Source organism: Nostoc sp. (assembly GCF_036917155.1).
Classification (GTDB): domain Bacteria; phylum Cyanobacteriota; class Cyanobacteriia; order Cyanobacteriales; family Nostocaceae; genus Nostoc.
Genome location: NZ_JBALDZ010000068.1, coordinates 106029 through 118622, shown reverse-complemented (window position 1 = coordinate 118622; position 12594 = coordinate 106029). Strand labels below are relative to the sequence as shown.

Annotated in this window: 12 protein-coding genes and 1 pseudogene; 5 read left to right on the top strand and 8 right to left on the bottom strand. The window is 41.2% G+C overall.

Translation table 11 applies throughout. The features are described 5' to 3' along the window. Positions 1-189 precede the first annotated feature (189 nt). Positions 190-1014, bottom strand: coding sequence for an SDR family oxidoreductase (locus V7K67_RS10520; protein ID WP_334734072.1), 825 nt, complete (start codon positions 1012-1014; stop codon positions 190-192). A 146-nt stretch (positions 1015-1160) separates the two neighbouring features. Continuing rightward, entirely contained in the window at positions 1161-1646 is a 486-nt protein-coding gene (locus tag V7K67_RS10515; RefSeq protein ID WP_334711109.1) for a glutathione peroxidase, read from the bottom strand. A gap of 736 nt (positions 1647-2382) precedes the next feature. Here V7K67_RS10515 and V7K67_RS10510 point away from each other — a divergent pair. Both V7K67_RS10510 and V7K67_RS10505 read left to right on the top strand, forming a co-directional pair. Next, positions 2383-3021 carry a lysophospholipid acyltransferase family protein gene (locus tag V7K67_RS10510; RefSeq protein WP_334734071.1) on the top strand — a complete coding sequence of 213 codons (639 nt, stop codon included), beginning with the start codon at positions 2383-2385 and terminating at the stop codon, positions 3019-3021. Between the two features lie 165 nt (positions 3022-3186). Beyond that, on the top strand, positions 3187-3951 hold the full coding sequence (locus V7K67_RS10505) for an ABC transporter ATP-binding protein (protein WP_334711113.1): 765 nt from the start codon (positions 3187-3189) through the stop codon (positions 3949-3951). Positions 3952-4010: 59 nt separating this feature from the next. Here V7K67_RS10505 and V7K67_RS10500 read toward each other — a convergent pair whose 3' ends face one another. Beyond that, the gene (locus V7K67_RS10500; RefSeq protein WP_334711114.1) at positions 4011-4541 is read right to left on the bottom strand and encodes an orange carotenoid protein N-terminal domain-containing protein; all 531 of its coding nucleotides are present in this window, start codon (positions 4539-4541) and stop codon (positions 4011-4013) included. 224 nt (positions 4542-4765) lie between these two features. Between V7K67_RS10500 and V7K67_RS10495 the strand changes: the two genes are divergently transcribed. After that, the gene (locus V7K67_RS10495; RefSeq protein WP_334734070.1) at positions 4766-5140 is read left to right on the top strand and encodes a hypothetical protein; all 375 of its coding nucleotides are present in this window, start codon (positions 4766-4768) and stop codon (positions 5138-5140) included. Between the two features lie 494 nt (positions 5141-5634). Here the strand turns inward: V7K67_RS10495 and V7K67_RS10490 are convergent, their stop codons facing one another. Continuing rightward, positions 5635-6270, bottom strand: coding sequence for an HAD-IA family hydrolase (locus V7K67_RS10490; RefSeq protein ID WP_334711117.1), 636 nt, complete (start codon positions 6268-6270; stop codon positions 5635-5637). Continuing rightward, a pseudogene (gene queG, locus V7K67_RS10485) lies at positions 6245-7218 on the bottom strand (tRNA epoxyqueuosine(34) reductase QueG). The gene V7K67_RS10490 and the pseudogene queG overlap by 26 nt, the downstream one beginning before the upstream one ends. A 359-nt stretch (positions 7219-7577) precedes the next feature. Between queG and V7K67_RS10480 the strand changes: the two are divergent. Further along, positions 7578-8009: a nuclear transport factor 2 family protein gene (locus V7K67_RS10480; RefSeq protein ID WP_334711118.1), complete on the top strand. Its 432-nt coding sequence runs from the start codon at positions 7578-7580 to the stop codon at positions 8007-8009. Between the two features lie 406 nt (positions 8010-8415). Here the strand turns inward: V7K67_RS10480 and V7K67_RS10475 are convergent, their stop codons facing one another. The 3 genes from V7K67_RS10475 to V7K67_RS10465 all read right to left on the bottom strand — a co-directional run bounded on the left by V7K67_RS10475 (position 8416) and on the right by V7K67_RS10465 (position 11402). Then, a complete protein-coding gene (locus V7K67_RS10475; protein WP_179065960.1) occupies positions 8416-8841 on the bottom strand; it encodes an ATP-binding protein in 426 nt (141 codons plus the stop codon). A gap of 3 nt (positions 8842-8844) precedes the next feature. Continuing rightward, positions 8845-10518 carry a SpoIIE family protein phosphatase gene (locus tag V7K67_RS10470; protein WP_334734068.1) on the bottom strand — a complete coding sequence of 558 codons (1674 nt, stop codon included), beginning with the start codon at positions 10516-10518 and terminating at the stop codon, positions 8845-8847. Between the two features lie 164 nt (positions 10519-10682). Continuing rightward, positions 10683-11402, bottom strand: a complete 720-nt coding sequence (locus tag V7K67_RS10465) for a response regulator transcription factor (protein WP_334734067.1) — start codon at positions 11400-11402, stop codon at positions 10683-10685. Between the two features lie 328 nt (positions 11403-11730). On the opposite strand from V7K67_RS10465, the gene V7K67_RS10460 reads away from it, so the two are divergent. Further along, on the top strand, positions 11731-12486 hold the full coding sequence (locus V7K67_RS10460) for a WecB/TagA/CpsF family glycosyltransferase (RefSeq protein WP_334734066.1): 756 nt from the start codon (positions 11731-11733) through the stop codon (positions 12484-12486). The last annotated feature ends 108 nt before the right edge of the window (positions 12487-12594 follow it).

Genomic DNA, 12594 nt, shown 5'->3' with positions numbered 1-12594 from the left:
TAACGAAAATTCTTTGAGATGCACCCTACTTGATTTCCATTTTTGGAAACAATGCCTATTTTACAGCTATTCGAGCCTTAACTGAACCGTATTGCCTTATAATTGACGATTCTGACCAGAGAAAAAGTGGTAACTTGGTTGTTTTTGCTACAGCAGATGGCTGCATAATTCCTAAGTTGTTAAGACTTGCTAAAAAATCATCTGTGGATGAATCAACTCGTATCCAGCTTCTTTGAGCTTTTCATTAGATACCCAAGCATTATATGGGCGGATACTCTTGACAGAAGTATCCCATTTAACTTTGGGTAAATTATGTTTTTCAAATAAGCTATCTAACAAGTCTCTGCTAGTAAAATGTGCATCATCGACTAGATTGTAAATTCCTTGTAAACGACGGTGACGGGCAAATTCTATCGCACCAACAATATCATCTAAATGAATCCAATTTGTGATATCCTCGCCACTGCCCGGACGGGTTGTACCAGAGTATCTGCTAAATATCTTCACTAATTCCCTACCAGTTCCATAAATCCCTCCTAAGCGGAAGATACAAACACGGAGATTTTCGCCAGATGCTGATAGCAATACCTCCTCTGTTTTTCTAAGAATTTGTGCATTTAAATTAGCGGGTGCAAGCGGTGTTTCTTCATCTACCCATACACCATTTCTGTCACCATATACTGTATAACTACCTGTGTATATTAATTGTTTCACACTCTTAATCTGCTGCAAGCATGAAACTAAAGTTTGGGCAGTTTGCAGATAAGTTTCTTCATAAACTTCCCCACTTTTTGCCCCAATACTCAAAAGTACAACATCTTGATTATGCAAAACTGATTTTAGACTATCTATGTCATTACCGCAGGTAACTACAACTCTTTGAGATACTGATTGTAGTGCAGGTAGACGCTCAGGGGAAGTTGTGGTTACACTGACAACAAAATTCATATTTTGCTGCCAATATTGAGCAACTTTATAACCAACATAACCACAACCAATTATTGCAACGTTCATGACAAATTAGACACAAATAAATTAAACTACTCATTGAGACAATATTCTCAATTAAAGCACTAGACGCAAATAAATTTCACCGTCTAGAGCTAACAGTCAATAGGACAGAAAATTTTCCCTAATGACTAATGACCAATGACCAATGACTATTTTGCTAATTCCTTCTCAATTGTGGCAATTATCTCTGGTGAATTTGGCTGAACACTACTATTAAATCGAGCAACCACTTCACCTTGCTTATTAACTAAAAATTTTTCAAAGTTCCAAGCAACGGTTCCTGTTGGTTCAACGGCTTTGGTAAGTCGCTCATAAAGTGGATGCTGCTGTGAGCCTTTGGCATGAACTTTATCGAATAGTTCAAATGTAACACTGTATTTGCTCGTGCAGAATTGCACAATTTCTTCATTGCTTCCTGGTTCCTGCGCTCCAAAATCGTTACAAGGGAACCCTAAAATACGTAACCCTGCTTCTCCATACTTCTGGTTTAGCTTTTCTAACCCCTCGTATTGAGAAGTATAACCGCAGTAGGAAGCCACATTCACAATCAACAGTACCTTGCCGATGTAGTCGTTTAATTGTTTATCCTCACCGTTAATGGTCTTGACTGCAATACCCGAAATTGTGTTACTCATCTTGAATCTGATTTATAGGGAATATTGCCAAGTCTCCCATATTACAGGTACTCTAAACCCGGTTTCTTTAAGGAAATTAAGTTTGTTAGCCTTCTTAACCCTACGATTCTGTTTAACTTAGGCTACAAGCTTGTATGGGAGTTTTGATTTGTTTAAATATTCTGAGTGAGGGCTTGAGAATTTTAACAGCCGCCGTGGGTATTCCGGAGGCTCTAAACGCCTGTGAAGAACTTGTAAGACCTAGATCATAAATGAAAACAGCTGTTAAGATAACGATCGCCTATAAATTTACACTTATCTTTTATAAATAGCTCGACTAATCCTCTATCTGAGGATAGGTTTTGGGAATCTGCGTCGTTTTTGATGCAAAATTCTCTCGCAGAGATGAGTTATGTTTATCTCTGCACCTTTAAAGTAACAAACAATTAACTTTTTATACAAAAACTTAACAAGAGATCCTAGTATCGGAAAATACTTTGGCTTTGGAATTGCCTTTGGTACAAGTGCTGGCGGGTTAATTGGCATAGATAACTTTTTCCTCAACCCTCAGCACTGGTAATACGGGATTGATTGGTTTAGTAACAGTTAAGACCACACTAGCCGCTGGAGCAGGGGCACTGTCGGCGATAATTTTTCAATATACCCGCACAGGTAAGTGGGATTTAGTTTATTTTTGCGTTTGCTCTGGAGCTTGCGATCGCTTATGCTAAGTTGAGTTTGATTTGCATTATCTTCTGTGGACAGAAACCGCGAACCGTTTATCAGTCTGGCACTTTACCACGCCTTTAAATGGTCAGTCGTCAGCCCCATATTTCACGCTTACTTTCGGGGCCAGATTTATGGTGCGGAAAATGTCCCCCAATCAGGGCCGCTAGTGGTAGTGAGTAATCACGCTAGTTATTTTGACCCGCCGATTGTCTCTAATTGTGTACGTCGTCCAGTGGCGTATATGGCTAAAGAAGAGTTATTTAATATTCCCATTTTGGCGCAAGCGATTAAATTGTATGGCGCTTACCCAGTGAGTCGGGGAAATGCCGATCGCAATGCCATCCGTTCTGCCCTAGAATATCTCGATAACGGTTGGGCTGTCGGTGTTTTCTTGCAAGGTACCCGTACCCCAGATGGTCGGATTACAGACCCCAAAAGAGGTGCGCTGCTGCTAGCGGCAAAAGCAAAAGCTCCAATATTACCGGTGAGTATTTCGGGTACTGAGGGGATTTTAGAAAAAGGCTCGAAAATACCTCGCGCAGTTACCATCACTGTGAGAATTGGTAACTTGATTGATGCTCCCAGTTCCACGAATAAAGAGGAATTAGAAGCGTTGACGCAAAAATGTGCCACAGTAATTAACGAAATGCATCATTTAGGACGTTGAATTTAGACAAACTCAGCGATCGCTCCTTAGGAACACAGATTAAATAAGATGCAAAACTTCATCTTGTCTCTAGCTTCCCTCTCCAATATATCGGCTACGGTGTACATCCTAGATATAACAAGTAAAGACGCGATGCGTCTCTACCAACTAAATAACTAAATCCTTATGCCAAACACTATTTCAATTACCGATTCTCCAATTCCCAATCCCGTCCCAAAATCAACAATTATTCGTTTAGAAAATATCTTTAAAATCTATGGCAGTGGCGAAACTGAAGTCAAAGCACTCAATGATGTAAATTTGACTATCCACGAAGGCGAATATTGTTCAATTATGGGGCCTTCTGGTTCAGGTAAATCCACTGCCATGAATATTATCGGCTGTCTAGACCGACCTACAGGCGGACATTATTACTTAGATAATATTGATGTGGCGCAAATGGATGATAAATCATTGGCACACATCCGTAATAAAAAGCTGGGGTTTGTCTTCCAACAATTCCATTTATTGCCTCAGCTAACAGCATTAGAAAACGTGATGCTGCCAATGGTGTATGCTAGTGTCGATCCAAAAGAAAGAAGCGATCGCGCAACAGTTGCATTGACACGAGTCGGTTTAGCAAATCGCCTCAACAACAAACCAACTCAACTATCTGGTGGACAACAACAAAGAGTAGCGATCGCCCGTGCGATCGTTAATCGTCCCGTAGTACTCCTGGCCGATGAACCAACAGGCGCACTTGATTCGCGCACAACCCAAGAAGTCTTAGATATTTTTGGCGAACTCAATGCCAGTGGAATCACTGTTGTCATGGTGACACATGAACCAGAAGTTGCCCGTCAAACCCAGCGCATCGTTTGGTTCCGTGATGGCCAAGTAGTACACTCCAACCTTACCCCAGCCGACTTGAGTCAGTTAGCTGTCTCATAGGTTCTTCAAGTCCGCGTATGCGGACTTAGTTTGTGTAGCCGCACCTGTGCCAAAACCGATTATAAACTTGACGTTTTCCCAGTTTCGGCTTGTGTTGCGATCGGTTTGACATCGGTGTAACCCAACTCACCAGCTATTGTCCGAAACACTGAAATTTGTTCTTCAAAATCTAGTCCTTCAATTTGGGAAACTAGATTATTAATTGCCTTACTTGACTGGTAGCTAGCTGGTATCCCAACCACCGTATCCCCCATAGCTACCGCCCAAGCATACCAAACTAACAACTGGTTATTTTCTTTGATTGCCCCATAAGCACGAGAATATTCTGTGTCTTTGCGGTTAACAATATCCCGCATAATATCTAGTTGCTGCTCATCGGATAATTCAAAATAATCTCCTAGCAGAAGTGGTGCTAACTCTGGTTCAGCCGCAGCAGGGGCAGCTGGCGTGATCGAATCACCCATTTTTTCATAAACAAAATAGAACCAAGCTAATTTGGCATCGGTATCTAAGGCGTTAAACCCATCCACCAATTTTTGAGTTTCATTGCTCTGAGCTTGAGAAATAGTTTTGTCGTAACTTGCAGTCATTATTGTTTGTCTCCAAGGTAATTTAATCGGCCAAGCTAATTTTTACCAGAGTTCGACAATCAGATTCTACTGTCGATAGAAAGAGTTAAACTAATTGGAAATTTGAGCTTTAATCTACCTTTTAATAGAGAGAAAAGTCTCTCTAAAGGAAGCAATAAAACAGCGAATTGCTTTGCTATGCTTGCTGAAGTAAGCAATAAAAAATTTACCTTAAGGTTTTAATTATGCCTGATGAAGTAAAGCCCAATTTAAATGAATCTCCCACTCATGATTCACAATTAGCTGCCGAAAGCATAGCTAGTGGTAACGAAAAAGCACCAACGGTAGATTTTGATGCTGATTATGCAGCTGCACAAAAATTCAGTGTCAGCGAAGTCGATCGCACAGGTAAAGGTGAAGCAGCAGCCGAAGCAGCCACAGCACCTAAATATCAAACCTCTAAGCCACAAGAGATAAAAACTGAAGCGCAGTCAACTGGTAATCCTGATGATTATGCAGAGTTAGCAAAGGAAGTTGGCAATTCTAAGACTGGGGGTGTAACTAATGTCAGTGATGATTTAGTAAAACAAGCTTTAGAAAAGGGTGAACGGAAAAATTAGGTTTTCCTGATATCTTGCTATTTTGTTGGGTTGGGCAATGTCACAAATATTGAAATTGGAGTTTTCGGTATTGGTAGACATTGCCCATTTCAGTATTTTCGTCATTTGTCAATATTTAAGATTTTCACTATCGACTTTTGACTAAGTAAGTCGGTGAGAAAAATTCAATGTATATGAAGAAATATAAATTAGCTGTCGGGTGTGTTATGCCTTACAGCAACGCACCTGAGATTGTTGACGGTGCGGCGCTTGGCGACAACACACCCTACATTAAAATTCCTTAACTAGACATGATATTCAGATATCTCACTTACCATCACTCTTCGCGTTACCCCACCCCAACCCCTCTCCGATGCCTTGGGGAGGGGTTGGGGTGGGGTAGGCATTTGAGCTTAAGTAGTCAAAAGTCAAAATGAATACAGTGTAAGAGTTTCGTTGATTTAGAATGGGTGGTTTATTTACGCCGTACTGTACTAGGTCAATAAACGCTATAATTAACCACCATTCATTACTTCTAGTAGTTCACTAGGTCGCTCAATTAAATAATCTGGATTTTGCTTGGCGAGTACTTCTGCTGAGTTAAAGCCCCAAGTCACTGCAATCACCTGGATATTTGCTTTCTTTGATGCTTCTATGTCTCTGGTTTCATCTCCAACATAAATAACTTCTTGCGGTTTGAGTTGCTTTTGCCGCAATACATTATTAATAATCGTTGTCTTACCAAAAATTGTAATTCCTGAGTAGATAAAATCAAATAGATGATTTAAATCATTGATTGTGAGGAATTGCGTAACATTTTCTTTAGAATTAGAAGTGATAATACCTAGTTTATATCCTTGATTTTGGAGTTCTATTAATGCTTCTTTAATTCCTGGAATTGGTTTTAATTCTGGAATTTTGTTTTTTAATTCTCCTTTAACTTTTTTAACTAGAAAAGGTATTTTAAATAGAGAAACTCCTGAGTACTTAATGATTTCTCTAGATGTTAAGTTCTTGAGAAAGGCTAATTGTTCTGGATGTATGTGTCTATAACCAAAGTCTAAAGCTAGACGATTAGCAATACTTACAAGGGCATCTACTGTATCAGCAATAGTGCCATCAAAATCAAAAATAATTACTTTCGGGGTCATTCTTTGTCTGGATGCGTCAAGATTAGCTAGGGCGTTGCGTCGTAACATTTCTGGCTTAATCCGCCGCAAGGCAGATGCTGGAAATTGTTTATCCCACTCCTGATCTGAGATTTGGGCTAATTCTAGCAGCTTGGGAGCAATATTCCCAGGATAGGGCTGAAATTCTGCAATATCAGTTGTTTGGGCAAAACGTTGATTCCAAGGACAAACATCTTGGCAAATATCACAGCCAGCAACCCAGCCTTGCAAATGAGGTGTGATTGTCTGTGGCAATTCCTCGGCGCGATTTTCAATGGTATGATAGGCAATGCAGCGATTAGCATCTACAACAAAAGGCTGAGTAATTGCACCTGTAGGACAAGCCTGAAGACAACGAGTACAGCTACCACAGTGTTCTGTATGCGGGCGATCGCTCTCTAATTCCAAGTTGGTCAATACTTCTCCCAAAAATACCCAAGATCCATATTGCCGTGTAATCACATTACCATTCTTGGCAATCCAACCAATTCCAGCTTGTTGAGCCAACACTTTATCTTGCACTGGGCCGGTATCTGCATAAGAAGTAGCTCTTACGCCTGCATCAAGAGATTCTAGCCACATAGATAACTGCTTAAGTTTTTTATGCATCACCTTATGGTAATCTCTTCCCCAACCATAACGAGAAATTTTGCCGTATTCCTCACTTTCAGGACGTTGATGTGGTGTGTAGTAATTCAGCGCCACACATACTAGCGATCGCACTTCTGGCATCACTAAGCGGATATCCTGACGCTTTGGGTTAGCCATCCATTTCATATCGGCGTGATAACCCAGTTCAATCCATGCTTGTAACCTCTGCGCTTCTGTGGCATCTACCCTATCTACAGCAGCAATTCCAACTTTGTGAAAGCCCAACTCGCTGGCTTTTTCTTTCACCAGACTGCTGCTTGTTACGGAATAGTGATTCATTTTTTTATTTGGATTTTGCCTAACCAAAGGCGATTTTAGTCTACATTATGTAGTCAATACTTTTGATTAAGATTTATTACTTACCTGACATATAACCCGGATTTCTCACCACATCTCAATAATTAAATAAGTAATGAGTAATGAATCTTACTTATTACTTATTACTTCGCCCGTGAGGGGAGCAGGGGAGAGTTCAATCTGCCAAGTTCAATCCCTTCTCTCCTTGTGAGAAATGCGGGTTAAGACTTCCATCGTGGGGAAGATTTACCAATATGTAGTAATCTATCTCAACAGCGGCTTTCTTTTCACATATTTTTGTACTGAAATTAATATTCAGCTAACATAATACAGGTAATTTTATGAATTCTGCTGAATTTATATCCCCAGCGCAGTTGAAAGCTGAATTCGAGATTGAGGGAATTACAGAATCAAGTGTACTGCGTTATTTTGAAACCTTAAATGCAGGCGAATTTAAGGCAACTGCTGCCTTATTTGCGGTAGATGGTGTGATGCGTCCACCATTTGAATCTGATATTGTAGGGGCAGATGCGATCGCAGCCTACTTAAAACAAGAAGGTCAAGGCATTAAAGCTTACCCCAACTCAGGAATAGCCGAGACTTTAGAAAATGCTACGATCCAAATCCAGATCAGAGGTAAAGCACAAACTTCGTGGTGTAGTGTGAATGTCTTGTGGCTATTTATCCTCAACCAACAACACCAAATTTCATATACTAGAATCAAACTTTTAGCTTCCCCCAAAGAGTTGCTTTCTTTACGTCGTGAAAAATAGCAAATAAGCTAGGCGGGCAAGATGCCATTGGTGTTAACTTAACGCCAAAGCCATAACTTTCAGGACGTAGTGGCTTGGCAAGGCTAAAAGCAAAAAAATTGTAGGTTGGGTGGAGGCTTTGCCAAAGCCAACATCCTGATATGTGTTGGGTTGCGCTCCGCTCCACCCAACCTACGTCTAATGCACAATTTTTTTGCTTGCCACGCCAGTAGGAGGCAAGAGGAATCCCCATTAAAAAATTTAGGCTGCCACCGCGATCGCCAGCCGAACCGGGAGTAATGAGTTTTACATGTCGCGGAGGACTTTTTCAAGCCCCCGCTTTTAGGCGTGGGGTTTCTGACAGCTTTATTCTGACTCCTGAATTCTTCTTCAGAAATAACATGACTTGAAAAATAGTAACTTTCGTTTATTGGACTAATTCAGGTAAAGTAGCTTCTAACTTGAGACAGTTAGCACCATTAATCTGCAACTTGTAATCAACTTTATCCATAAGACGATTCATAATCAGCCAACCATAACCACCTTCTTGTTTTTCCATAGGATTTGGAGCGTAGTAGTTAGACATATCAAAACCTTCGCCGTAGTCCCAAATTTCTAGTGCAAGATCCCGATCTTGCACTTCCAAACGTAGTAAAATCGGTAAATTTGGTTTATCCCTGTGAGCATGACGGACTGCATTTGAATAGGCTTCCACTAAAGCCAGTCTCAAACGACTTGATTGCCGCGACCAATCTACAGATTCTCCTAGTTGAATTTTCAAACATCCCAGCAACCAGTTTTCGACAATATTCAGAAAATTCAAGTCACTTGGTACATGAAGCTCACTTTTCATGACTTACAAAATCTCCAGCGAAAGTATAGTTTGATCATCTTCTTGAACGTGATTATCTGCCTGGATGCGAGCTAGTAAATGGTTAAGAGAAAGTGGTTGTTGCTCTTCTTGTAGGAGTTGCCAAAGACCATCTTGATTCAGCATAGAACGGTTCTCTGGTTCAACCCCAGGCACAGTTTTTACTGATGAATCAGGACTATTTAATACCATTGCTTCTGTAATTCCATCGCTGGCTAGTAACAATGTGTCTCCAGTAGCGAGAACCAAGCGACCAGATTGCGCCTGCCATTTGGGCAAGATCCCCAAAGGAACGCTACGGACTTTGAGGTAATTGGGATTGTCGGCTAAAGTCGAACCGCGTGACCATAATAGTGGATAGATATGACCGGCATTAGTGTAGACGAGTTCCTTAGTGCTAGGGGTATAACAAGCTAACACAAGAGTGATAAAATAATTGTTGCTAATTAAATCTTCACTGAGAGCGTGGTTGAGCTTCTCCATGACCACATTCGGCTCTGCTGGTGTTTCTTGAGATAATTCTCGGCGCAAAACTGAAATAATACTAGCCATAAATAAAGCTGCTGGGACACCCTTGCCAGAAACGTCACCTACAGCCAACCACAAATCGCCTTTGGGATGGACAAACACTTCAAAAAAATCGCCTCCTACTTCCCGCGCCGGATAGCAGCAGGCTTGCACCTTCACGCCTTTGATGTCAGGTAAAGTTTGGCGTAGCAAATTGTATTGAATTTGGCGAGCCACCTCTAACTCAGTGTGAATCTGCTGTTGTTTTTCTTGGAGGCGCTGGTAGAGTTTTGCTTGAGAAAGGGCCAAAGCTGCTTGTTCGGCAACACCTGCAATCAGTTGGATGTCTTCGTCTTCCCAAGGGCGATCGCGTCCCCATTGGTGCAGGGCCAGCACAGCTAATAGATGCTGCTGATAGCTAAGTGGTACAACCAGATGGTGGCAAGGATTACCGTCATATACATCTTGAGCAAGTTGATAATGACGAGTTTCCAGCACTTTCTCAATTAAAATACTGGGGTCAAACAAACAATCAGATACAGGAGATTTAGGATCGTGGTAAAAGAACTTGTCTTGTATCAGGCGATCGCCCTCTACTGGTCTGAGTAAGCAACTGGTAGCTTCAAATGTTTCTCCAATAGTTGCGACAATTTTTTGCAGCATACTGTCATAGTCTAAAGACTCCCGAATTGCCGTTGTCACCGCATTCACCAAAGATTCTCGTCGTAGGGCCCGACGTAACTCTTTAGTGCGCTTCTTAACTAGGCGATATGTATCAGTAGCTTGCTCAACTAAGCCTCGAAGCCGTTCAGGATTCCAGGGTTTAGTAATGTACTTGAATACCTGACCAGAGTTAATCGCATCGACCAAATCTTCGACATCAGTAAAACCAGTTAACAAAATCCGAATCGTGTCTGGAAAGCGTTCTACGGTGCGACTAAAAAATTCAGTCCCATTCATTTCTGGCATTCTTTGGTCAGAAATAATCACCGCCATTTCGCCAAATTTATCTAAGATTTCCATAGCGCCAAAGGCATGGTTGGCTTTATATACTTGAAAATCTCGCCTAAAAGTGCGGTAGAGTAAATCTAAGTTATCCGGCTCATCATCTACCACCATGAGCTTAAGTTTTTCCGCCCCGTTCTCAGCCATATTTGACTTTTTTTTTCACATATTTGAATGGCGAGATAGTATGATGTTTATCCCACCTGATAAATAACAGAAAATCAGAGAAGCCATTCACTTTGAAAATATAACTTTCTCAAAGTTTTGAGTTTCTCTCGATCGTCCTCAATTGTTCCACACCAAAATTAAATTTATCCAACTAACCCAGAACGCAAGGCGCGGACTGCTGCTTGGGTACGGTCATCGGCACATAGCTTATTCAAAATATTGCGAACGTGAGTTTTAACAGTGCCAACTGTGATGTAAAGTCTTTCCGCAATTACTGCATTACTACAACCTTCGACAATCAACTGTAACACTTCCAATTCCCTTTCTGTCAGGGTGTAAGGTTGAATTCCTTCCAAATTCTCAAGAGAATCAGGGTTAGGGGCAATAGTTTTAGTACCGACAAAAGCCGATTCCAACTTTTGAGGATTTTGTTGCGCTTGTTGTAATACAATCCGAGCGATCGCTGGATCGATCCAGGCGTTGCCATTGTAAGTTACTCGCACTGCTTCCAGCAAATTATCAAATTTGATATCCTTCATACAGTAAGAGTCTGCACCAGCGGCAAAAGCTGCCAACACCGCTTCTTTGTTATCCCGCAGCGTCAAAATTAACACTTTTGTAAGTAGCTGCTGCCCATTAGTAGTAGATTTTACCTCCCGTGTTAACTCAATGCCATCCTTATCTGGTAAACCAATATCTACAATGGCAATATCTGGTCGTACCATTTTTAACATCTTTAGCCCCTCAACAGCATTGGCAGCTTCACCTACAACTTCAATTTCATCCTTTTGCTGTAGTGCTGTCCGAATACCTACACGAGTTAGGTCATGATCTTCAATTAAAGCGATACGAATTTTACTCATAGCCAACTTCAGCCCGTTACACTACCTTAACCATAAAGTCGAGTTTCGTGTCATACTCCCACACTAACCGCAAGTAGTATAGTGGGGGCTTCTACTTCCGGAACTAGAGTTGCGAGTCGAGCGTTTTATACTGAGTGAATATTATACTTTAACAATAAAAGTTGGACTGGTTCAGCCCAAATACAAACGCCCAAGACTGAGTAGTTCACTTATGCTTTCTATTCTTGCAGGACAATGGGTGTCTTTCCTGTCAAAGTTCTAATATAAAAAATTTGATAAACTTAACATTCATACAAAACCTGGTGTGAGGATTACTCAAGAATAGGCTATGTCTAACGGCAATCAAGCATTTTCAGTGTTGGGGATACCAGTTCATGTGATGGCTAACTATCCAGGCTGGTTGTTAGAATGCCTGCACGCAGGCAGAGGAACTCATGTAGTAACGCTCAATGCAGAAATGACTATGCAGGCAGAGCGAAATCAATTATTAGCTCAGATCATTAAAAATGCTGAACTCGTGATTCCAGATGGAGCCGGGGTTGTTCTGTATTTACGCTGGCTGTTATGGCAAAAAGTACAGCGTTTTCCAGGGATTGAATTAGCAGAAAAACTTTTGCAAGAACTTGGGCAACAGAAGACAGGAACAAAGATATTTTTCTATGGAGGAGCGCCTGGAGTCGCTGCAAAAACGGCAGATTTTTGGCAGCAGCAAATTCCAGATTTGAGTATAGTCGGCACTCACTCAGGCTACCATTCGGCAGAAGAAGAAGCACAATTGCGACAAACTCTTGCTCAATTGCAGCCACAAGTGATTTTTGTCGGTTTGGGAGTGCCACGTCAAGAGTTATGGATTGCCGAAAACCGCCATTTGTGTCCTCAAGCAATTTGGATTGGCGTTGGTGGCAGTTTTGATATTTGGTCGGGAACTAAAACTCGCGCTCCCGCCTGGTTAGGAAATAATAATTTGGAATGGTTGTATCGCCTTTATCAAGAACCTTGGCGCTGGCGGCGGATGTTGGCTTTGCCAGCCTTTGCAGTGAAAGTGTTTGTTTATCGTTTGACAGCAAGGGGTGCAATTAGTTAAGAGTGCTGAGTGCTGAGTGCTGAATTCTGAGTGTTGAGTGTTCTTACTTAGTTAGTATTAAAGTCTTCAAAAAGTTTTAAATTTTCTTTGTTGAATTTAAATTCCCAG

Bases quoted from the DNA above. Each gene is read 5' to 3' on its own strand.
- V7K67_RS10470 (WP_334734068.1), bottom strand. From the start codon at position 10,518: ATGGCTGAGAACGGGGCGGAAAAACTTAAGCTCATGGTGGTAGATGAT.
- V7K67_RS10490 (WP_334711117.1), bottom strand. From the start codon at position 6,270: ATGACCCCGAAAGTAATTATTTTTGATTTTGATGGCACTATTGCTGAT.
- V7K67_RS10475 (WP_179065960.1), bottom strand. From the start codon at position 8,841: ATGAAAAGTGAGCTTCATGTACCAAGTGACTTGAATTTTCTGAATATT.
- V7K67_RS10505 (WP_334711113.1), top strand. From the start codon at position 3,187: ATGCCAAACACTATTTCAATTACCGATTCTCCAATTCCCAATCCCGTC.
- V7K67_RS10495 (WP_334734070.1), top strand. From the start codon at position 4,766: ATGCCTGATGAAGTAAAGCCCAATTTAAATGAATCTCCCACTCATGAT.
- V7K67_RS10500 (WP_334711114.1), bottom strand. From the start codon at position 4,541: ATGACTGCAAGTTACGACAAAACTATTTCTCAAGCTCAGAGCAATGAA.
- V7K67_RS10480 (WP_334711118.1), top strand. From the start codon at position 7,578: ATGAATTCTGCTGAATTTATATCCCCAGCGCAGTTGAAAGCTGAATTC.
- V7K67_RS10465 (WP_334734067.1), bottom strand. From the start codon at position 11,402: ATGAGTAAAATTCGTATCGCTTTAATTGAAGATCATGACCTAACTCGT.
- V7K67_RS10520 (WP_334734072.1), bottom strand. From the start codon at position 1,014: ATGAACGTTGCAATAATTGGTTGTGGTTATGTTGGTTATAAAGTTGCT.
- V7K67_RS10460 (WP_334734066.1), top strand. From the start codon at position 11,731: ATGTCTAACGGCAATCAAGCATTTTCAGTGTTGGGGATACCAGTTCAT.
- V7K67_RS10515 (WP_334711109.1), bottom strand. From the start codon at position 1,646: ATGAGTAACACAATTTCGGGTATTGCAGTCAAGACCATTAACGGTGAG.